Annotated in this window: 17 protein-coding genes; 12 read left to right on the forward strand and 5 right to left on the reverse strand. The window is 69.6% G+C overall.

All coding sequences use genetic code 11. The annotated features are described in order from the left end of the window. Positions 1-180: 180 nt before the first annotated feature. From trpC to trpA, 3 genes are read left to right on the forward strand one after another with little or no spacing between them, the layout of a single operon-like run. Positions 181-990: an indole-3-glycerol phosphate synthase TrpC gene (gene trpC, locus IE302_RS28570; RefSeq protein ID WP_191257522.1), complete on the forward strand. Its 810-nt coding sequence runs from the start codon at positions 181-183 to the stop codon at positions 988-990. Then, positions 987-2,216: a tryptophan synthase subunit beta gene (gene trpB, locus IE302_RS28575; RefSeq protein ID WP_191257523.1), complete on the forward strand. Its 1,230-nt coding sequence runs from the start codon at positions 987-989 to the stop codon at positions 2,214-2,216. The genes trpC and trpB overlap by 4 nt, the downstream gene beginning before the upstream one ends. Continuing rightward, positions 2,213-3,004 (forward strand): tryptophan synthase subunit alpha, encoded by a 792-nt coding sequence (gene trpA / locus IE302_RS28580; protein ID WP_191257524.1) that lies wholly within the window; start codon positions 2,213-2,215, stop codon positions 3,002-3,004. Before trpB ends, trpA begins: the two co-directional genes overlap by 4 nt. Positions 3,005-3,073: 69 nt before the next feature. Here the strand turns inward: trpA and IE302_RS28585 are convergent, their stop codons facing one another. Continuing rightward, positions 3,074-4,447 (reverse strand): glutamine synthetase family protein, encoded by a 1,374-nt coding sequence (locus IE302_RS28585; protein WP_191257525.1) that lies wholly within the window; start codon positions 4,445-4,447, stop codon positions 3,074-3,076. A 96-nt stretch (positions 4,448-4,543) separates the two neighbouring features. Here IE302_RS28585 and IE302_RS28590 point away from each other — a divergent pair, with 96 nt between their 5' ends. Genes IE302_RS28590 through lgt form a run of 3 tightly spaced genes read left to right on the forward strand, consistent with a single transcriptional unit; the run spans position 4,544 to position 7,934 of the window. Further along, entirely contained in the window at positions 4,544-5,686 is a 1,143-nt protein-coding gene (locus IE302_RS28590) for an amidohydrolase family protein (protein WP_191257526.1), read from the forward strand. Next, on the forward strand, positions 5,683-6,852 hold the full coding sequence (locus tag IE302_RS28595) for a M20 metallopeptidase family protein (RefSeq protein ID WP_191257527.1): 1,170 nt from the start codon (positions 5,683-5,685) through the stop codon (positions 6,850-6,852). The genes IE302_RS28590 and IE302_RS28595 overlap by 4 nt, the downstream gene beginning before the upstream one ends. Before the next feature lie 29 nt (positions 6,853-6,881). Further along, entirely contained in the window at positions 6,882-7,934 is a 1,053-nt protein-coding gene (gene lgt, locus IE302_RS28600; RefSeq protein ID WP_191257528.1) for a prolipoprotein diacylglyceryl transferase, read from the forward strand. 273 nt (positions 7,935-8,207) lie between these two features. Here the strand turns inward: lgt and IE302_RS28605 are convergent, their stop codons facing one another. Beyond that, positions 8,208-9,272 carry an NAD(P)H-dependent amine dehydrogenase family protein gene (locus IE302_RS28605; protein ID WP_191257529.1) on the reverse strand — a complete coding sequence of 355 codons (1,065 nt, stop codon included), beginning with the start codon at positions 9,270-9,272 and terminating at the stop codon, positions 8,208-8,210. Between the two features lie 12 nt (positions 9,273-9,284). Next, complete coding sequence (locus IE302_RS28610; RefSeq protein WP_191257530.1) at positions 9,285-10,070, reverse strand: SDR family oxidoreductase; 786 nt, start codon at positions 10,068-10,070, stop codon at positions 9,285-9,287. A 323-nt stretch (positions 10,071-10,393) separates the two neighbouring features. Between IE302_RS28610 and gltB the strand changes: the two genes are divergently transcribed. Together gltB and IE302_RS28620 are read left to right on the forward strand one after the other, a co-directional pair. Further along, complete coding sequence (gltB, locus tag IE302_RS28615) at positions 10,394-14,962, forward strand: glutamate synthase large subunit (protein WP_191257531.1); 4,569 nt, start codon at positions 10,394-10,396, stop codon at positions 14,960-14,962. Next, the gene (locus tag IE302_RS28620) at positions 14,955-16,463 is read left to right on the forward strand and encodes a glutamate synthase subunit beta (RefSeq protein ID WP_191257532.1); all 1,509 of its coding nucleotides are present in this window, start codon (positions 14,955-14,957) and stop codon (positions 16,461-16,463) included. The genes gltB and IE302_RS28620 overlap by 8 nt, the downstream gene beginning before the upstream one ends. 37 nt (positions 16,464-16,500) lie before the next feature. Here the strand turns inward: IE302_RS28620 and IE302_RS28625 are convergent, their stop codons facing one another. Continuing rightward, positions 16,501-17,136, reverse strand: a complete 636-nt coding sequence (locus IE302_RS28625) for a class I SAM-dependent methyltransferase (protein WP_191257533.1) — start codon at positions 17,134-17,136, stop codon at positions 16,501-16,503. A 38-nt stretch (positions 17,137-17,174) separates the two neighbouring features. Between IE302_RS28625 and IE302_RS28630 the strand changes: the two genes are divergently transcribed. Beyond that, positions 17,175-17,612, forward strand: a complete 438-nt coding sequence (locus IE302_RS28630) for a MerR family transcriptional regulator (protein WP_191257534.1) — start codon at positions 17,175-17,177, stop codon at positions 17,610-17,612. 60 nt (positions 17,613-17,672) lie between these two features. Next, positions 17,673-19,082, forward strand: coding sequence for an alpha/beta hydrolase (locus IE302_RS28635; RefSeq protein ID WP_191257535.1), 1,410 nt, complete (start codon positions 17,673-17,675; stop codon positions 19,080-19,082). Here the strand turns inward: IE302_RS28635 and IE302_RS28640 are convergent. Continuing rightward, a complete protein-coding gene (locus IE302_RS28640; protein WP_229907976.1) occupies positions 19,067-19,363 on the reverse strand; it encodes a hypothetical protein in 297 nt (98 codons plus the stop codon). The two genes, IE302_RS28635 and IE302_RS28640, sit on opposite strands and share 16 nt — an antisense overlap. A 114-nt stretch (positions 19,364-19,477) precedes the next feature. On the opposite strand from IE302_RS28640, the gene IE302_RS28645 reads away from it, so the two are divergent. Further along, on the forward strand, positions 19,478-20,410 hold the full coding sequence (locus IE302_RS28645) for a trypsin-like serine peptidase (RefSeq protein WP_191257536.1): 933 nt from the start codon (positions 19,478-19,480) through the stop codon (positions 20,408-20,410). A gap of 79 nt (positions 20,411-20,489) precedes the next feature. Next, on the forward strand, positions 20,490-21,881 hold the full coding sequence (locus IE302_RS28650) for a class II 3-deoxy-7-phosphoheptulonate synthase (protein WP_191257537.1): 1,392 nt from the start codon (positions 20,490-20,492) through the stop codon (positions 21,879-21,881). Positions 21,882-21,941 lie beyond the last annotated feature (60 nt).

The raw sequence follows: 21,941 nt of genomic DNA on the forward strand, positions 1-21,941 counted from the left end.
TCGCGGGTTTCGGGGATCTTTCCCGGCAAAGATGACACGGTTGGCATTCGGAGTAACGGACATACCCGGAACCAGACCGTATCCGTGCGGGGGTTAGCATCGTTTCGGCGGGAAGGGGAAGGTTTTTGTGAGCGACCTTGCGAAGGAATCCGTGAGTACGACAGCCGGTGAGGGACTCCGGTGAGCGTGCTCGAAGACATCGTCGCCGGCGTCCGTGCCGATCTCGCCGAGCGCGAGGCGGCTCTGCCGTTCGACGAATTGAAGAAGCGTGCGACCCAGGTCGCACCTCCCCGTGACGTGCTCGCGGCCCTGCGCGAGTCCGGCATCGGCGTCATCGCCGAGGTGAAGCGGCGCAGCCCGTCCAAGGGCGAGCTGGCCGAGATCCCGGATCCGGCCGCGCTGGCGAAGGACTACGCCGACGGCGGCGCCCGGGTGATCAGCGTGCTGACCGAGCAGCGGCGGTTCGGCGGTTCGCTCGCCGACCTCGACGCGGTCCGCGCGGCGGTCGACATCCCGGTGCTGCGCAAGGACTTCATCGTCAGCCCGTACCAGGTGCACGAGGCGCGGCTGCACGGCGCGGACATGGTCCTGCTGATCGTGGCGGCGCTGGAGCAGAACGCCCTGATCGCGTTGCTGGACCGGGTCGAATCCCTCGGGATGACAGCGCTGGTCGAGATCCACAACGCCGAAGAGGCCGACAAGGCCCTCGAAGCCGGCGCGAAGGTGATCGGCGTCAACGCCCGCAACCTGCACACCCTCGAGGTCGACCGGGACGTCTTTTCGCGGCTGGCCCCCGGTCTGCCGATGGACGTCTTCAAGATCGCCGAGTCCGGTGTCCGGGGTCCCGGCGACCTGATGTCGTACGCGGGCCACGGCGCCGACGCGGTCCTCGTGGGCGAAGGGCTCGTCGCTTCGGGTGACCCGAAGGGCGCGCTGGTCAAGCTGGTCACCGCCGGTTCGCACCCCGCTTGCCCGAGGCCTTCTCGATGAGCGTGGAGTACACCGAAACACCGCACGGCGAGCACGACCCGGATGGCCGGGGCTACTACGGCCCCTACGGCGGCCGGTTCATGCCCGAGGCCCTGATCGGCGTCGTCGACGAGGTCGCGGCCGAGTACGACAAGGCGCGGACCGACCCGGACTTCGTCAACGAGTTCCGTCGCCTGCTGCGTGACTACGCCGGCCGTCCGTCGCTGCTCACCGAGGCCAAGCGCTTCGGTGAGCACGCCGGCGGCGCCCGGGTCTTCCTCAAGCGCGAGGACCTGAACCACACCGGTTCGCACAAGATCAACAACGTGCTGGGCCAGGCGTTGCTCACCAAGCGGATGGGCAAGAAGCGGGTCATCGCCGAGACCGGGGCCGGGCAGCACGGCGTGGCCACGGCCACCGCCTGCGCGCTGCTCGACCTCGAATGCGTCGTCTACATGGGCGAGGTCGACACCGAGCGGCAGGCGCTGAACGTCGCCCGCATGAAGCTGCTCGGCGCCGAGGTCATCCCGGTGAAGACCGGTTCGCGCACGCTCAAGGACGCGATCAACGAGGCACTGCGCGACTGGGTCACCAACGCCGACACCACGCACTACCTGTTCGGCACGGCGGCGGGCCCGTACCCGTTCCCGATGATGGTGCGGAACTTCCACAAGATCATCGGCGAGGAGGCCCGCGCCCAGATCCTGGAGCAGGCCGGACGCCTGCCGGACGCCGTCGCCGCCTGCGTCGGCGGCGGGTCGAACGCGATCGGCATCTTCCACGGCTTCATCGACGACCCGTCCGTGCGCCTGGTCGGTCTCGAACCGGGTGGCGAGGGCATCGAGGGCAACCGTCACGGCGCCACGCTCACCAAGGGCACTCCGGGCAACCTGCACGGCGCGATGACGTACCTGCTGCAGGACGAGGACGGCCAGACCGTCGAGTCGCACTCGATCTCGGCGGGCCTGGACTACCCGGGCGTCGGCCCCGAGCACTCGTGGCTCAAGGACAGCGGCCGCGCCGAGTACCGGCCGGTGACCGACGCCGAGGCGATGGACGCGTTCAAGCTGCTTTCGCGCACCGAGGGCATCATCCCGGCGATCGAGTCGGCGCACGCGCTGGCGGGCGCGCTGGTGCTCGGCCGTGAGCTGGGCCCCGACGGCCTGATCATCGTGAACCTGTCCGGTCGCGGCGACAAGGACATGGACACGGCCGCGAAGTACTTCGGCCTGGTGGAGAACGCATGAGCGCGCTGGACGAGATCTTCGCGAAGACCCGGGCGGAGGGCCGCGGAGCGCTGATCGGCTACCTCCCGGCGGGCTTCCCGACGGTCGACGGGTCGAAGGACCTGCTGGCCGCGGTGGTCGACGGCGGCGCCGACCTGGTCGAGGTGGGCGTGCCCTACTCGGACCCGGTCATGGACGGTCCCACGATCCAGGCCGCTTCGGTGAGCGCGCTGTCGGGTGGTTTCAAGCTCAAGCACCTGTTCGAGGTCGTCGAGTCGGTGTCCGAGCGGGGCGGCAAGGCCGTCGTGATGACGTACTGGAACCCGGTGCACCGTTACGGCGTGGACCGCTTCGCGCGGGACCTCGCCGCCGCGGGCGGGCTCGGGATGATCACCCCGGACCTGATCCCGGACGAGGCCGACGAGTGGATGGCCGCCTCCGAACAGCATGGTCTGGACCGGATCTTCCTGGTCGCGCCGTCCTCCTCGGAGGAGCGGATCGCGAAGACCGTCGCGGCCGCTTCCGGCTTCGTCTACGCCACCGCCGTGATGGGCGTGACCGGCGCTCGTGACCAGGTCGGCGTGCACGCCGAGGACCTGGTCGAGCGGACCCGCGCGCACACGGAGCTGCCGATCGGCGTCGGGATCGGCGTCCGTTCCGGCGAGCAGGCGGCGCAGGTCGCCGGGTTCGCGGACGGCGTCATCGTCGGCTCGGCTCTGGTGACGGCCGCCGCGAGCGGCGTCGACGCGGTGCGTGAGCTGTCGGCCGAACTGGCCGCGGGGGTGCGGAAGACCGTCGCCCCCGCCTGAGTTTCAGCGCGTGAAGGCCCCCTTCCCTCGGCTCAGCCGAGGGAAGGGGGCCTTCACGCGCTAAAGGGCTCAATGCCGCCACCGCTGAGCCTCGGTGATCTCCTTCGCGCTCGCGCCCGCTAACCGCTCGATCTCCGCCCGCCGCACGTCCACGATCGTCGTCGCCAGCGGAGCGCCGAACGCGGTCGCCAGCTCCTTATCCGCTTCGAACGCCGAGACGGCCTCCGCGAGGCTCGTCGGCAGCCGTTCGATCCCGCGCGCGGCACGTTCCGCGTCGGACAGCGTCCCCGGATCTACGTCCACCGGCTCCGGCAGCGACGCCTCCTCGTCGGCGCCGGCCATCCCGGCGAACAGCAGGGCGGCGGCCAGCAGATACGGATTCGCGGTCAGATCGAAGCATTTGACCTCGAGGTTCGCCGCCGAGTCACGGTTCCCGGCGACCCCTTGCACCAGCCGCAACGGCGTCTCGCGGTTCTCCAGCCCCCACGCGGCGTACACCCCTGCCCAGTGATGCGGCTCCAGCCTCAGATAACTGACGACCGACGGCGCCCCGACCGCGAGCAGCGCGGGCAGCCGCCGCAGGATGCCCGCGCTGAACGCCTCGGCGACCGCGGTCAGCCCGAAAACCCTTTCCCCGCCGGAGAAAAGATTTCGAGGGCCGTCCCAGACGCTCAGATGCACGTGTCCGCCGTTGCCGACGCCGGCGGGCGCGAACTTCGGGGTGAAGGACGCCTTCAGCCCGTGCCGGTGGCTGAGCGCGCGGATCGTCTCCTTCGTGAGGACGGCGACGTCGGCCGCCCGCACCGGATCGGCGGCCGCGACGGACAGTTCGAACTGGCCGTCGGCGTACTCCGGGTGGATCTGTTCCACCCCGACGCCCTGCTGGTCCAAAGTGGACACCAGGGCGCGGAGATAGTCCGCGTGCTCGGAAAGCCGCGCGTAGCCGTAGGCCGGGCCCGCGGTGGCCGACGTCGGATCGTCCGGGTTGTCGGCGCTGGTGACCACCCATTCGAGTTCGAAACTCATCAGCGCCCGGTGACCGCGCGCGGCGAGCCGGTCCACCGCCGTCGCCAGCAGCGCGCGCGGGTCCTGCGGATGCGGCTCGCCGTCCTGGTCGAGTTTCGTCACCGGTGCCCAGGCCCAGCCGGGCTGCCCGGCGAGCACGGTCAGCGCGTCGAGGTCCGGATGCAGCCGCAGATCGCCGACCGGACCGAGGGAGTGCTCGCCCCCGGTGATGACGTCGTCGAAGCCGAAGAAATCGAAGCAATTCGAAGCACCGACACCCCAGGCGGCGGCGGACGGCAGCTTCCGCAGTGGCACGGCCTTGACCCGCGCGATCCCGGCGTTGTCCACGAAGGTCAGCGCCACGAGTTCGACACCCCGGGCCCGGAGATCCCCGGTGAGGGCGGTCGCGCGGGCGGTCAGTGCATCCCGGTTCACCATGGTTCCCCATCCTGGCCTCATCGCGGGCCCCTTGCCATGCCCGGATCCGGCCATAGGGTGAGGCCGCATTCGTCGATCACGAGAAGGGACGCGCTCATGCCGGGACCCGGGATCCTGCCGTTCGTGGCCGAGACGCGGCTGGTGGACCACCACTGCCACGGCGTCGTCACCGGTGACCTCGGCCGGATCGAGTTCGAGCAGCTGCTCACCGAGGCCGACACCGTCTCGTCACTGGGCACGACCCTGTTCGACTCGCTGATCGGCCTCGCGGTCCGGGCCCGCTGCGCCCCGCTGCTGGACCTGCCGCCGCACGTCCCGGCGGAGGTCTACCTGGCCCGCCGCGCCGAACTGGGCGCCACCGAGGTCAACGCGCGCTTCCTGCGTTCCACCGGCACGACGGAGTTCCTGCTCGACGGCGGTTTCCTGCCGGACACGCTGACCACGACCGAACAGTTCGCACAGCTGTCCGGGGCCCGGGCGCGGGACGTCGTCCGGCTCGAACAGGTCGCCGAAGCGGTGATCGTGTCCGCCACCGCGGCCGGATTCGCCTCGGCCTTCGCCGGGGAGCTGGCGAAACGTGCCACGACGGCGGTGGGCTTCAAGTCCATCGCCGCCTACCGGGTCGGTCTCGAACTTTCGGGGGAGCGGCCCACGGACGCCGAAGTCACCGACGCGGCGGGACGCTGGCTCGCCCGGATCGAGGACGGCGAACCGGTCCGGCTCGCGGACGAGGTGCTGCACCGGTTCCTCGTCTGGACCGGGATCGACCTGGCCCTCCCGATCCAGTTCCACGTCGGCTTCGGCGATTCCGACGTGGACCTGCACCGCTGCGATCCGCTGCTGCTCACCGGCCTGTTGCGGGCGACCCGGTCACACGGAGTACCGATCCTGTTGCTGCACAACTATCCCTTCCACCGGAACGCCGCGTATCTGGCGCAGGTCTTCGAGCACGTATTCATCGACGTGGGCCTCGCGACGCACAACGTCGGTCACCGTGCGCCCGCGATCATCGCGGAGACAATGGAGATAGTGCCGTTCGGGAAGCTGCTGTTCTCCACGGACGCGTTCGGGCTGGCCGAGCTGTACCACCTCGGCACCGCGCTGTTCCGGCAAGGACTGTCGGACTTCCTGTACGCGGGGCTCACCGCGAACGTACTGTCCGAAGTGGACGCGCATCGGATAGCGGCGCTCGTGGGCCGCCGCAACGCCGAACGGGTGTACGGGCTGGAGGGGACATGACGGAACTGGACGAACTGCAGGACCGGTGGGAGGCCGCCGTCGAGGCGGAACTGCCGTCCGCGATCGCGCTGCGGCACCGCGTGCACGCCGATCCGCGCGCTTCGGGGGACGAAGAGGACACCGCGCGCGTGCTCGTCGAGGCGCTGGGAGCCGGGGAAGGGGTCCTGGTCGCCAAGACCGGGCGTGCCGTGCTGTTCCCCGGCACCGGGCCGGGACCGGCCGTGGCGCTGCGCACCGAACTGGACGCGCTGCCGGTCACCGAGCGCACCGGGGTCCCGTGGGCCTCGGAGACGCCGCTGATGCACGCGTGCGGGCACGACGTGCACATGGCCGCGCTCGTCGCCACCTGCCGCGCGGCGGCCGCCGTCGGGGTGCCGCGGCCGCTCGTCGCGCTCCTGCAGCCGCGAGAGGAGACGTCGCCGTCCGGCGCCCTGGACATCGTCGACTCCGGCGTGCTCACCGAGTACGGCGTCGAGGCGGTCATCGGCGCGCACGTCCAGCCACGGCTCGCCGCGGGCGTGGTGTCGGCGGTGCCGGGACCGGTCAACGCCTCCACCGACGAGTTCGACGTCGTCGTCCGCGGCCAGGGCGGGCACGCCGGGTACCCGCATCTGCTGCGTGACCCGATCCTCGCGCTCAGCCAGATCGTGGTGAGCCTGCAGCAGCTCGCGAGCCGCCGGGTCGACCCGGTGTTCGGCGCGGTCTGCTCGGTCGGCCGGATCGAGGCGGGGAGGACGGCGAACGTCGTGCCGAACGAGGCCCGCCTGTCGGGCTCGCTGCGGCTGATGCGCGCCGAGGACCGCGACCTCGCGCTGGAAGGGCTCGCCGAGATCGTCCACGGTACCGCGAAGGCGCACGGCTGCCGCGCGGAACTGGAGATCAGCCCCTGCGAACCGGTGCTGCACAACGACGCCGGACTGACCCGGCGCGCGCACCGGCGGCTCGTCCGGGCCGGGGCGGGCGTGGACACCGATTTCCGCTCGTTCGGCGCCGACGATTTCGCGCACTACTGCGGGACGACACGCGGGCTGATGATGTTCGTCGGCCTCGGCGACACCGCGGGCGCGCCGAGTCTGCACGACGAGGTGTTCCTGCCGCCGGACTCCGCCATCCGGCAGGTCGCGTCGGCGCTGATCGCAGGCTATTTGGCCGCCGTCGAGGGCTGACGGCCCCAAGAAGTGGATGAAGCGCTACGGTGGCCTCCGTGAATACCGCCTCGGCAGCGTTCCTCGCGACCATCCCCAGCCCCGACCAGGGCGTCTGGCATATCGGGCCGGTCCCGATCCGGGCGTACGCCCTGTGCATCATCGCCGGCATCATCGTGGCGATCTGGCTGGGTGAGCGGCGCTGGGTGAACCGCGGCGGCACGAAGGGCACCGTCATCGACGTCGCCGTCTTCGCGGTGCCGTTCGGCCTGGTCGGCGGGCGGTTGTACCACGTCATCACCGACAACCAGCTGTACTTCGGCGAGGGTAAGAACCCGCTGAACGCGCTGAAGATCTGGGACGGCGGCCTCGGCATCTGGGGCGCGATCGCGCTCGGCGCGGTCGGCGCGCTGATCGCCTGCCGCCGCCGGGGGATCCCGCTGCCCGCGATGGCGGACGCGCTCGCGCCCGGGATCGTGATCGCGCAGGCGATCGGGCGGCTCGGCAACTACTTCAACCAGGAGCTCTACGGCGCGCACACCGACCTGCCGTGGGGCCTGGAGATCTACCAGCGCTACAACCCGACCAACCCGGACGACTTCCTGAACGGCATCGCGATCGGGCACGTCCCGCTGCCGGACAGCCCGGTGCACCCGACGTTCCTTTACGAACTGATCTGGAACCTCGGTGTCGCGCTGGTGGTCATCTGGGCGGACAAGAAGTTCCGCCTCGGCCACGGCCGCGTGTTCGCCCTCTACGTCGCCGGGTACACCGCGGGCCGGTTCTGGATCGAGATGATGCGGACCGACTCCGCGAACCACATCCTGGGCCTGCGGGTCAACGTATGGACCTCGATCCTGCTGTTCGCCGCGGCGATCGTGTACTTCGTCCTCGCCGCGAAGCGGGGGCCGCGGGAAGCCCCGGAAACGCTGTGGAGCAAGGACGTTCCGCGGGAAGGCGAGTCCGCCGACGGTGCGGAGAAGGACGGGGAGGACTCGTCGAAGGACGAGGCACACGCGGAAGTCGCTGCGGCTCCGGACACCGTCCGGGACTCCGCCGCCGACAAGGCGACCGAGGACCCAAAGCCCGACGCCGAAAAGTAAGCTCCAAGTACATGAAGGCCCCCTTCCTTGCGCCTAGCGCAAGGAAGGGGGCCTTCACGTACTTCCCACCCGCCGTGGTGTGCTTGAACACGGATCACGCGTGTGTCCGACCGAGACTCGCGTGATCAGAGACGGAACTCGCGTGATCAGGAACGGAACACCAAGTGCGGGCTCCAGTCACGTGAGTTCCGGCTTCAATCACGCGTGTTCGGTCCTCAGCCACGCGTGTTCGCCGTTGAAGCACGCTCGACTCGCCCCCGGCGCTCATGTACTTCAGGGGGAGACCAGGCCCCGCCCCGTCACCAAAGGCAGGTCCAGCGCCGTCAGCAGCCCGGGCGGAGCCGCCACCACCGCCGGGATCGCGTTCACCAGCCGCATCGCGGTCGCCTTCAGCCCGGCCGTGTTGTGGTCGCCGTCCTCCCCGACGAGGCGCAGGTCCAGCTCGTAGTTGGGCTCCCCGGTCACCTTGACGCGGTAGCAGCCCTGCCCGCTCGGCTGCGGCCAGTCCGGGCCGAGGTCGCCCCGCAGGCGCGTGATGTGCTCCAGCACGCACACCGCCCGCCCGCCGCGCATCCCACGCACCTCGAACCGCAGCGCCGCCGCCGTGCCCTCCTTGATCGTCCCGGAGGCGATCTCGAACGTCTCGGGCGCCGGAAGCCGTTCGTAGACCTCCTCGACGGCGTCGAGTTCGACGTCCAGCCCGGCCGCGAGCTGGCGCACGACGCTGCCCCAGGCCAGCGAGAGGACACCGGGCTGCAACAGCAGGGGCAGGTCGTCCATCTCCCGGCCGAAGCCCATGATGTCGAACAGCACCTTGCCCTGGTCGTACGTTGAGTAATCGAGGATCTCCATACAGCGAACCTCGTCGATCCGTTCGCACACACCGGTGAGCACCAGCGGCAGCCAGTCGTTGGCGAAGCCGGGGTCGATGCCGTTGACCCACAGTGAAGCGCCGCCTTCGCGTGCGGCCTCGCGGATCGGCTCGATCATCTCCGGTGGGACGACGCCTTCGGGGTACTGGAGGAACACCGGGCTGCTGGACACCACGTTGATCCCGGCGCGCAGGAACCGTTTCAGGTCCTCGACGGCTTCGACGAGCCGGTCGTCGGCCATCGCGGTGTAGAGCACGCAATCCGGCTTCAGCGCGATGAGCGCGTCCGCGTCGGTCGTCGCGGAGACGCCGAGCGAACGTCCCAGCCCCGCCAGCTCCCCGGCGTCCTTCCCCGCCTTGGCCTCACTCGAAACCCAGACCCCGGCGAGTTCGAGATCGGGTCGCGCGGCCATCCCGGCCAGCGCGTGCCGTCCGACGTTCCCGGTACTCCACTGGACCACGCGCACGGCGTTCGCCTCCTACAGATCGGGCAGGCCCAGTTCGAGGTTCGGGGCCTGCAATCCACCATCGACTTCGATGATCTTGCCGGTGACGTACCGGCCCGCGCCGGACGCCAGGAACACGACGGTCGCCGCGATGTCCTCGGCCTCGCCGATCCGGCCAAGGGGAGTGGCGGCCTCCATGCGGCCGCGCAGCTCGTCGTTGCCCACCACCACTTCGAGCGCGGACGTCGCCACCGAACCGACCGAGATCGCGTTCACCCGCACCTTCGGCGCGAGATCGGCCGCCGCGAGCCGGGTGTAGTGCGCCAGGGCGGCCTTCGCCGTTCCGTACGCTGCGAAACCCCGGCCCGCCACCCGGCCCATGACCGACGAGATGTTGACGACCGACCCGCCCGTCTCCAGTAAGGACGGTGCGGCCGCGACGGTCAGCGCGTGCGCGGTGGAGACGTTGAAACGAAAGGCTTCTTCGAGGAAGTCACTGCCGGTTTCCAGCAACGGCCGGGGATAGGTGCCGCCGACGTTGTTGACCACCAGGTCCAGCCGGCCGAACTCCGTCGCCGCGATCCGCGCCAGCTCTCCGGCGGCGGCCGGGTCGCTCAGATCGGCGGGCACCACATGAGCGCGCCTGCCGGTGGCGGCGATCAAGGCCGCCACCTCGGTGAGCTGGCTTTCGGTGCGGGACGAGATCACCACGTCGGCGCCCGCCTCGGCGAGCGCCACGGCCGTCGCCGCGCCGATCCCGCGTCCGGCGCCGGTGACCGCGGCGACCTGGTCGGTGAGCCGGAAACGGTCCAGGATCATGCGCGGAACGGTAACACGTTCTAGTTGTGCGGCCCAGTGCGCGAAGAGTGTCCGGAGTGACTAGAGTCGCCTCACCGCGTCTCTTGACATCCCGGAACAGGGCATATACTTAGCGGAACGAACTACCGCGACCCCATCAGGAACTCAGTCGTTCCGGGCATCCAGATCGTTACCCATCGGCGGGCTTTCCCGCCCTCCGAACTGATGCCGACGTGTTTCACAGGTGTTAAAGTCGCGCTAACGAACGGGCCATCGTCGTCCCGTGCGCATTCCCCCGGCCGGCCCGTCCGGCCGCTGAGCACGACGACGAAGGAGGTCCCTTCATGATCTTCTCCGCCATTCCAGGCAAACAGGGGCTTTACGATCCCGAATCCGAACAGGACTCCTGCGGTGTGGCCATGGTGGCCGACGTCCGCGGGCGGCGCTCGCACGGCATCGTCACCGACGGTCTGTCCGCGCTGACCAACCTCGACCACCGCGGTGCCGCCGGCGCGGAGCCGACCAGCGGTGACGGCGCGGGCATCCTGGTGCAGCTGCCCGACGAGCTGCTCCGGGCGGAAGTGGACTTCACGCTGCCCGAGGCGGACGCCGACGGTCACCAGACCTACGCGACCGGGATCGGTTTCCTGCCCTCGGACCTCGAAGAGCGGGACAAGGCCATCGCCCTGATCGAGCGGATCGCCGGTGAAGAGGGCCTCGACGTCCTCGGCTGGCGTGAGGTCCCGGTCGACGCCGATCGCGCCGACATCGGCCCGACGGCGCGTTCGGTCATGCCGCATTTCGCGATGGTGTTCCTCGCGGGCGCGGAGACCGGCGGGCGATGTCCCAGCGGGCTCGAACTGGACCGTCTGGCCTTCTGTCTCCGCAAGCGTGTCGAGAACGAGAGCGTGACCGCGGGCTGCGGCACCTACTTCCCGTCGCTGTCCTCGCGGACCATCGTCTACAAGGGAATGCTGACCCCCGAGCAGCTCCCGCTCTTCTTCACGGACCTGACCGACACCCGGCTCGCCAGCGCCATCGCGCTCGTGCACTCCCGGTTCTCCACCAACACCTTCCCGTCGTGGCCGCTGGCGCATCCGTTCCGGTTCGTCGCGCACAACGGCGAGATCAACACCATCCGGGGCAACCGCAACCGCATGCGCGCCCGTGAGGCGCTGCTCGAATCGGACCTCATCCCCGGCGACCTCACCCGGCTGTACCCGATCTGCTCGGCCGACGCCTCGGACTCCGCCTCCTTCGACGAGGTACTGGAGCTGCTGCACCTCGGCGGGCGGTCGCTGCCGCACGCGGTGCTGATGATGATTCCCGAAGCGTGGGAGAACCACGCCGGGATGGACGCACAGCGTCGTGCGTTCTACCAGTTCCACGCGAGCCTCATGGAGCCGTGGGACGGCCCGGCCTGTGTCACCTTCACCGACGGCACGCTCGTCGGCGCGGTGCTGGACCGCAACGGCCTGCGCCCCGCCCGCTGGTGGCGCACCGCCGACGACCGTGTCGTGCTGGCCAGTGAGGCCGGTGTCCTCGACGTCGCCCCCTCGGACGTCGTGGCCAAGGGCCGCCTCAAGCCCGGCCGCATGTTCCTGGTGGACACCGAAGCCGGCCGGATCGTCGACGACGAAGAGGTCAAATCGGCGCTGGCCAAGGAACTCCCGTACGAGGGCTGGCTGCACGCCGGTCTCCTCCAGATCGCCGACCTCCCCGACCGCGACCACATCGTGCAGAGCCACGATTCCGTGCTGCGGCGCCAGCTTTCCTTCGGCTACACCGAAGAAGAGCTGAAGATCCTCCTCGCGCCGATGGTGGTCAAGGGCATGGAGCCGATCGGCTCGATGGGCTCGGACACCCCGCCCGCGGTGCTGTCGCAGCGTTCGCGGCTGCTTTACGACTATTTCAAGCAGAACTTCGCGCAGGTCACCAACCCGCCGCTGGACGCGATCCGCGAAGAACTCGTCACCTCGATGAGCCGGATCATGGGTCCCGAGCGGAACCTGCTCGCCCCCGGCCCGGCCTCCTGCCGTCACGTGCAGCTGCCGTATCCGGTGATCGACAACGACGAACTCGCCAAGCTGATCCACATCAACGACGACGGCGACCTCCCCGGCTTCGCGTGCAGTGTCCTTTCCGGACTGTACGAAGTGGACGGCGGGGCCGAAGCGCTGGCGTCCGCGATCGAGCGGGTCCGGCGCGAGGCCTCCGAGGCGATCGCGGCGGGCGCGCGCACGCTCGTGCTGTCCGACCGCGACTCCGACCACCGCATGGCGCCGATCCCGTCGCTGCTGCTGGTGTCCTCGGTGCACCACCATCTGGTGCGCACCAAGGAAAGGCTCCGCGTCGCGCTGGTCGTCGAGACCGGTGACGCCCGCGAGGTCCACCACGTCGCGCTGTTGCTCGGCTACGGCGCCGCGGCGGTGAACCCGTACCTGGCCTTCGAGACCATCGAGGACATGATCTCGACCGGTGCGGTCACCGGTATCGAGCCCGCCAAGGCGGTCCGCAGCTACGTCAAGGCGCTCGTGAAGGGCGTCCTGAAGATCATGTCGAAGATGGGCATCTCGACCGTCGGCGCGTACACCGCGGCGCAGGTCTTCGAATCCTTCGGCCTGGCCCAGGACCTGCTCGACGAGTACTTCACCGGGACGTCGTCGAAGCTCGGCGGCGTCGGCCTGACCGTGCTCGCCGAAGAGGTCGCCACGCGTCACCGCCGCGCGTACCCGGACAACCCGACCGACCGGGTCCACCGCGGACTCGAGACCGGCGGCGAGTACGCGTACCGCCGCGAGGGCGAACTGCACCTGTTCACCCCGGAGACCGTCTTCCTGTTGCAGCACGCGACGAAGACCGGCCGGGAAGAGGTGTACCGGGAGTACTCCGACGAGGTGCACCGCCTGTACCGCCAGGGCGGCGCGCTGCGCGGGCTGTTCTCCTTCCGCGAGGGCACGCGTGAGCCCGTCCCGCTGGACGAGGTCGAGCCGGTCGAGGCGATCTTCAAGCGCTTCAACACCGGCGCGATGTCCTACGGCTCGATTTCGGCCGAGGCGCACGAAACGCTCGCCATCGCGATGAACCGCATCGGCGGCCGGTCCAACACCGGTGAGGGCGGGGAAGACCCCGAGCGGCTCTACGACCCGACGCGGCGCAGCGCGATCAAGCAGGTCGCGAGCGGCCGCTTCGGTGTCACGAGCGAGTACCTGGTCAACGCCGACGACATCCAGATCAAGATGGCGCAGGGCGCGAAGCCGGGCGAAGGCGGTCAGCTGCCGCCGAACAAGGTGTACCCGTGGATCGCGCGCACCCGGCACTCCACGCCGGGTGTCGGGCTCATCTCCCCGCCGCCGCACCACGACATCTACTCGATCGAGGATCTCGCCCAGCTGATCCACGACCTCAAGAACGCCAACGAGAACGCCCGCATCCACGTGAAGCTGGTGTCCTCGCTGGGCGTCGGCACGGTCGCCGCGGGCGTGTCCAAGGCGCACGCCGACGTCGTGCTGATCTCCGGCCACGACGGCGGTACCGGCGCCTCCCCGATGAACTCGCTCAAGCACGCGGGGACGCCGTGGGAGATCGGTCTCGCCGAGACCCAGCAGACGTTGCTGCTCAACGGTTTGCGCGACCGGATCACCGTGCAGGTCGACGGCGCGATGAAGACCGGCAAGGACGTCGTCATCGCCGCGCTGCTCGGCGCGGAGGAGTACGGTTTCGCGACGGCGCCGCTGATCGTCGAGGGCTGCGTCATGATGCGCGTCTGCCATCTCGACACCTGCCCGGTCGGCGTCGCGACCCAGAGCCCGGATCTGCGCAAGCGGTACACCGGCCAGGCCGACCACGTCGTCAACTACTTCCGGTTCGTCGCCGAAGAGGTCCGGGAAACGTTGGCGGCGCTCGGTTTCCGCACTCTCGACGAGGCCATCGGGCACGCCGAGATGCTGAACACCGACGACGCGATCGAGCACTGGAAGGCCTCCGGGCTCGACCTCGCGCCGATCTTCGAGATGCCCGCGGAAACCCCTTATGGCGGGGCGAAGCGGCGCACGCGCACTCAGGACCACGGTCTGGAGCACGCGCTCGACCGGACGCTGATCCAGCTCGCCGAGGCTGCGCTGGAGGACGCGCATCCGGTCCGGCTGGAGCTGCCGGTGCGGAACGTGAACCGGACCGTCGGCACACTGCTCGGTTCCGAGATCACCCGCCGCTACGGCGGCGAGGGACTGCCCGAGGACACGATCCACGTGCTGCTGACCGGTTCCGCCGGCCAGTCGCTCGGCGCGTTCCTGCCGCGCGGCATCACGCTCGACATGGTCGGCGACGCGAACGACTACGTCGGCAAGGGCCTCTCGGGCGGGCGGATCGTCGTGCGCCCGCATCCGGACGCGAAGTTCGCGGCGGAAGGCCAGACCATCGCCGGGAACACCCTCGCCTACGGGGCCACCGGCGGCGAGATGTTCCTGCGCGGCCAGGTCGGCGAACGTTTCTGCGTGCGCAACTCCGGTGCGGTGGTCGTCGCCGAAGGCGTCGGCGACCACGCCTTCGAGTACATGACCGGCGGCCAGGCCGTGGTGCTCGGCCCGACCGGGCGCAACCTCGCGGCGGGCATGTCCGGCGGCGAGGCCTACGTGCTCGACCTCGACCGCGGCAAGGTCAACGAAGAGATGGTGAACCTTCAGGCACCGTCCTCCGAAGACCTCGCCTGGCTCAAGAAGACCGTGCAGAAGCATTACGACCTCACACGTTCGGCCGTGGCCGCGTCGCTGCTCGGCGACTGGCCGCGTCGCTCGGCGGCGTTCACCAAGGTGATGCCCCGCGACTACCAGCGTGTCCTTGACGCGGCGAAGGCGGCGCGCGCCGCGGGCCGCGACGTCGACGAAGCGATCATGGAGGCCGCTCGTGGCTGATCCGACGGGTTTCCTCAAGTACGAACGCGAAGAGCCGAAGAAGAAGTCCAAAGAGGACCGTCTCGCCACCTGGGGCGAGGTGTACGCCGACGTCGAACCCGGTGAGCGCAACGAACAGGTGCGCAAGCAGGCTTCGCGGTGCATGGACTGCGGTATCCCGTTCTGTCATTCCGGTGGTTCGGGCTGCCCGCTGGGCAACCTGATCCCGGAGTGGAACGACCTGGTGCGCCGCGGCGACTGGGCCGCGGCGAGCGACCGGCTCCACGCGACGAACAACTTCCCCGAATTCACCGGGAAGCTGTGCCCCGCGCCGTGCGAGGCGGGCTGCGTCCTGTCGATCTCGCCGCTGTCCGGCGGTCCGGTGTCGATCAAGCGGGTCGAGCAGACGATCGCCGACCAGTCCTGGGAAGCGGGCTACGTGCAGCCGCAGATCTCGGCGGTGTCGTCGGGCCAGCGGGTCGCGGTGGTCGGCTCCGGCCCGGCCGGGCTCGCCGCCGCGCAGCAGCTGACCCGCGCCGGTCACGAGGTGACCGTCTACGAACGGGACGACCGGCTCGGCGGCCTGCTGCGGTACGGCATCCCCGAGTTCAAGATGGAGAAGAAGGTCCTCGACCGGCGGCTCGCGCAGCTCCGCAAGGAGGGCACGAAGTTCGTCACCGGCTGCGAGGTCGGCGTCGACCTGACCGTCGAGGAACTGCGGTCCGGCTACGACGCGGTGGTGCTGGCCGTGGGCGCGCTGCGCGGCCGCGACGACAAGACCACGCCCGGGCGTGAGCTGTCCGGGATCCACCTGGCGATGGAACATCTGGTCCCGGCCAACAAGTACGTCGAGGGCGACGGGCCGTCGCCGATCGACGCGGCGGGCAAGCACGTGGTCATCATCGGCGGCGGTGACACCGGGGCCGACTCCTACGGCACCGCGACCCGTCAGGGCGCGCTTTCGGTGACACAGCTGGACCAGTACCCGACCCCACCGTCCACAAGGGACGACGAGCGGTCGCCGTGGCCGACCTGGCCGTACATCCTGCGCACCTACCCGGCGCACGAGGAGGCGGGCGAGCGCAAGTTCGCCGTCGCGGTCACCCGGTTCGTCGGCGACGACGAGGGCAACGTGCGCGCCGTCGAGCTCCGGCAGGTCCGCGTGGTCAAGGACCCGGAGACCGGCAAGCGCATGGTGACCCCGGTCAACGACGAGGTCGAGGAGCTGCCCGCCGACCTCGTGCTGCTCGCGATCGGGTTCGAGGGTGTCGAGCACATGCCGCTGCTGGACGAGCTCGGGCTGTCGCTGACCCGGCGCGGCACGCTTTCGTGCGGCCCGGACTGGCAGACCTCCTCGCCCGGCGTGTTCGTCTGCGGCGACGCGCACCGCGGCGCTTCGCTGGTGGTGTGGGCGATCGCGGAGGGACGTTCGGTGGCGAGCGCGGTGGACGCCTACCTCACCGGTGCTTCGGACCTGCCCGCTCCCGTGCACCCGACCGCGCTTCCGCTGGCGGTCATCTGATCCCGGGGCGCGCCGACAGCGTGGTCGGCGCGTTCCCTCACCCCGGATTGATCGCCAGCAGGCACGCGACGGGCGGATCGAGGTCGAGGGTCTCGACGCGGATCGTGGTGAATCCGGCCTCGACGAGCAGATCGTGATGTTCCTGGGCCGCCCTCGCGGTGGTGGCGCCGTCGGCGCCGGGACACCGCGGCTGGATGGCCAGCGCGATGCGCCCCGAAGGCCGGAGCAGGCGGCGCAGCTCGCGTAACCGTGCGGCGGGCTCCTCCCAGAACTTCGCGGAATTGACCGCCAGGATCACGTCGAGAGGTCCGCCGAATTCCGGCAACCGGTCCACGGAAGCGTGCACGAGCCGGACCCGGCCGTCGCGGACCGCGCGGGAGTTGCGCCGGGTGGCCTTCCGCACCATCGCCGCGGAATGATCGATGCCGTGGACCTGGCTCGCCAGGCCCGCCAGATCGGCGATGGCGAGACCGGGACCGAAGCCGATTTCGAGAACCCGGTCCGTCGGCTGGATTTCCAGCAGGGAAACCACCCAGCCGTTGCGCCGCCGGTTGGCCGCACTGTTCGCCATGATCCAGCCGACCAGCTGCCCCACCGGTCCGCGAGGATGGCCGAACTGCCGGAAGAGCTTGGGGAATACGTATCCGGTGAAGAATCCGCCTGTTTTCGTCATGAGCCGAGTCAACGGCTTCAAGTACGCTTGAAGTCAAGATGGGCGAAGGCGAGCTGACGATCGGCGAATTGGCGGGCCGTACCGGGGTCGCCACCTCCGGCCTGCGCTACTGGGAGGAAATCGGCCTCCTGCCGCCTCCCGCCAGGGTCTCCGGACAGCGGCGGTATCCACCGTCGGCGGTCGGGCGGGTCGGGGAGATCCTGCTGCTGCAGGACGTGGGCTTCACCTTGCGCGAACTCAAGGACCTGATCGCCGCCCGTGAGCGGGCCGCGGAGGGCTGGCGCGAACTGCATCGGCGGAAGCTGACCGAACTCGACCAGCGGCTCGCCCGGATCGAGGCGGCGAGGACCGCGATCGCGCACGTCCTGGCCTGTCCGCACGAGGACATCCGGACGTGCCCCAGCTTCGCGCGCGTCGTCGAGACGCGTCTGACCGAGGGTGTACTGAAGGAAGCCCCTTCTCCTGCCGAAGGTTGAGGTCCCGGATCAGGCTCAGGTCCGACGCGGTAGGGCCGCCCGTCGCGCCAGGCTTCCCGCATGAGAAAAACGTTGGCGATACTGGCTTTCCTGCCTCTGGCCCTGGCCGTCCCGGCGACAGCCGAAGCGGCTCCGGCGCTGAAGTGGACGTCCCCCTGTCCGGACTACGGCGTGACACCCTCGCCGACCGAGGGCCTCGAATGCGCGAAGCTCAAGGTGCCGCTGGACTACGCCGACCCCGGCGGGCGGACCATCGAACTCACCGTTTCCCGCAAGGCGAGCACGTCACCGAAGCGTCGCGGCGTGCTGCTGATGAATCCCGGCGGCCCGGGGAGCCCCGGCCTGGCCATGCCCGCCCAGCTCGCGCAGCGCCAGGGGAACAGCGGCCTGCTCGACAGCTACGACGTCATCGGGTTCGACCCGCGCGGGACCACCTACAGCACTCCGGTGACCTGCGACCTGACCGAGGAACAACGGTTCATCCTCGTCGGCCCGTACGCCGACGGCCCGCGTGACGTCACCGGGAAGGCGGCGAAATCGCGAGTGGTGGCCCGGAAGTGCGCCGAGTCGAAGACCGCGGCCCTCCTCCCGCACATGACCACCGCGAACACCGCGCGCGACCTGGACCGGATCCGTGAGGCGCTGGGGGAGCGGAAGATCTCGTACTACGGCGTCTCGTACGGGAGCTACCTGGGAGCGGCGTACTCGTCGCTGTTCCCGGCGAGAACGGACCGGATCGTGCTGGACAGCCTCCTCGGCCCCGACGGGCTGGACGTCCGGGCACACCAGCGTTTCGCGGACGGTTTCGACGACCGCTTCGGCGATTTCGCGGCTTGGGCGGCGGCGCGCGACGACGTCTACCACCTCGGGCGGACACCCGCCGAGGTGACGGCGAAGTTCTTCGAACTGGCCGAAGAACGTGGCCAGGGAATCCGGGCCGACACCTGGGGAGCGCTGTACGACGACGCGAACTTCCCCGGTCTCGCCGCGCAATGGGCCGCTCCGTCGGCGAAGGCACAAGCCGGGCCGCTCGACGGCGACAACCACGCCGCGCTCCAGCTCCAGGTCCTGTGCAACGACTCCGACTGGCCGGAAAGCGTTCGCTACTACCAAAAGGCGGTCGAACGCGCCCGCGTCACGCATCCGATGTTCGGTCCCGCCGCCGCCAACATCACTCCCTGCGCGTTCTGGCCTGCCGAGCCCCGCGAACGCCCGGTGCGGATCCACGACCGCGGCCCGTCGAACATCCTGCTGGTGCAGAACCTCCGCGATCCGGCGACACCGCTGTCCGGTGCCCGGGAACTGCGTTCGGCGCTGGGCGGGCGGGCGAGGTTCGTCACGGTCGACGCCGGCGGGCACGGCGTCTTCACCAAGGAGAACGCCTGCGGCAACGATTTCGTCGTGCGCTACCTGCGGGACGGCGTCCTCCCGGTCGCCGATTCCCACTGCCCGGCTCATCTGCCGAAGTAGATGACGATGATCGTCAGCCAGTAGCCGAGGCCGCCGACCAGGATCCCCAGCAGGACCCCGGCGGCGGCTTCGGGATAGGTGCGTTCGCCCCGCGCGACGAGCGACCAGCACACTCCGGCGACGAGGAGCCAGCCGAGGTGCATCAACGGTCCGAAGGTGAACGTCAGCACGACGATCGCGCCGGACACCGTCGTGGTGTGCGGCGCGATCCCGACTCCGAAGACCTTGAACAGCGACCACACCGCGAAGGTCAGGTCATCGCACTGGGCCGAACGGCCCATAGAGGAGAACGGATGCGGCCGAACGGTCCCTTGTACGTCCGGTAGTCGGACAAATACTTTCGAAATGTCGTGCAAGTCATACGGCAATTCACCGGTGGCGAAAGGTGGTACGCCATGAAGAGGACGGCTTTCCGGACGGGGATCCTGGCGGCGCTCACGGGGCTGGCGGTGACGGCGCTGACAGCGGTCGCGAGTCCAGCGCAGGCCGCGCCCGCCCACCATCAGGCCGCGGTCGACGCGCGGGCCGTCGCCGCCTACTGGACACCGGAGCGGATGCGTTCGGCGGTGCCGATCGAACAACTGGTCTCCGCGCCCGCCTTCACGCCGAAGGACGTCGCGAAGGGCGAGAGCGCGATCATCAAGAGCATCCCCAACGGCGGTGGCGCGTGGACGGGCGCGGGCAAGGTCGTGCAGACCGCGGGCCGGGTGTTCTTCACCATGGGCGGGCGGAACGCGTCGTGCTCGGGTGACGCGGTCACCAGTACCAACGGCAGCGTCGTGATCACGGCCGGGCACTGCGTGAAGTACCAAGGCGCGTGGCACACGAACTGGACCTTCGCGCCCGGCTACAACAATGGAAACACCCCCTACGGCACCTGGGCTGCGAAGAGCACGCTGACCACTCCGCAGTGGGAAGCGAGCGAAGACATGAACTACGACGTCGGCGCGGCCGTGGTCAACCCGCTCAACGGGCAGAAGCTGACCGACGTCGTCGGCGCGCAGGGGATCGCGTTCAACCAGGCTCGAAACGCGTCGATGTACACGTTCGGGTACCCGGCGGCGGCGCCGTACGACGGCACGAAGCTGATCTACTGCAGCGGCACCACGTTCACCGACTTCCTGCTCACCAAGGACCACGGGATGAAGTGCGATATGACCGGTGGTTCGAGCGGCGGCCCGTGGTTCCTCGACTTCAGCGAGGCGACCGGTGCCGGCGTCCAGGCCTCGGTGAACAGCTTCGGCTACAACTTCCTGCCGGGTTACATGTTCGGACCGTACTTCGGCGCGGACGCGCAGAACCTCTACAACAAGGCTCAGGCCGCCTGATCAGTCCGCCGCCCGTCCACCTTTTGGGACTTTCGTCCCGGTGGGCGGGCGGCTTTCGGCCGGGCATATCCTGGTGCCCGTGAACTGGACAGTGGACGTTCCCGTCGACACGCTCCCCGAACTGCCCCCTCTACCCCCCGGGCTGCGCGAGAGGCTCGACGACGCGCTTTCCCGGCCGGCCGCGCAGCAGCCCGAGTGGCCGGACGCGGAGCTGACGAAACGCGTCCGCGGTGTGCTGGAAAGCGTGCCGCCGATCACCGTCCCCGCCGAGATCGACCGCCTCTCCGACAGGCTCGCCATGGTCGCCCGCGGCGAGGCGTTCCTGCTGCAGGGCGGCGACTGCGCGGAGACGTTCGAGTCGAACACCGAACCGCACATCCGCGCGAACCTGCGCACCCTGCTGCAGATGGCCGTCGTCCTCACCTACGGCGCGAGCCTGCCGGTGGTGAAGGTCGGCCGCATCGCGGGCCAGTACGCGAAGCCGCGTTCGGCGTCCACCGACGCGCTCGGCCTGCCGGTGTACCGCGGCGACATCATCAACTCGCTCGTCGCCAAGCCCGAACTCCGCGTCCCCGACCCCGGCCGGATGATCCGCGCCTACGCCAACGCGGGCGCCGCGATGAACCTCGTCCGCGCGCTCACCGGCGCCGGCATGGCGGATCTGCACCAGGTGCACGACTGGAACAAGGACTTCGTGAAGTCCTCGCCCGCCAGCGAACGCTACGAGGCGCTGGCGTCGGAGATCGACCGCGGCCTGCGGTTCATGTCGGCCTGTGGCGTCACCGACACCTCGCTCCAGTCCACCGAGATCTTCGCCAGCCACGAGGCGCTGCTGCTGGACTACGAGCGCTCCATGCTGCGGATGGACCGCGCGGACGCGGCGAACCCCAAGCTGTACAACCTGTCCTCGCACTTCCTGTGGGTGGGCGAGCGGACCAGGCAGCTCGACGGCGCGCACATCGCCTTCGCCGAACTGCTGGCCAACCCGATCGGCCTCAAGATCGGCCCGACGACCACGCCCGAGCAGGCCGTCGAGTACGTCCGGCGGCTCGACCCGCGCAACGAGCCCGGCCGCCTGACGCTGATCGCCCGGATGGGCAACGGCAAGGTCCGCGAGGTGCTGCCCGCGATCGTCGAGAAGGTCGAGGCGTCCGGGCACAAGGTCATCTGGCAGTGCGACCCGATGCACGGCAATACCCACGAGGCGTCGACCGGGTACAAGACCCGGCACTTCGACCGGATCGTGGACGAGGTCCAGGGCTTCTTCGAGGTGCACCGCAAACTCGGCACCTACCCGGGCGGCATCCACGTCGAGCTCACCGGCGAGGACGTCACCGAATGCCTCGGTGGCGCGCAGGAGATCTCGGATCTGGATCTTTCGGGCCGGTACGAGACCGCTTGCGACCCGCGCCTGAACACGCAGCAGTCGCTGGAACTGGCCTTCCTGGTCGCGGAGATGCTGCGCGGCTGACGCGGGACCACGACAAGCGCGTGAAGGCCCCCTTCCCTCGGCTCAGCCGAGGGAAGGGGG

This window comes from Amycolatopsis oliviviridis (assembly GCF_014654365.1).
In the GTDB taxonomy this organism is placed as follows: domain Bacteria; phylum Actinomycetota; class Actinomycetes; order Mycobacteriales; family Pseudonocardiaceae; genus Amycolatopsis; species Amycolatopsis oliviviridis.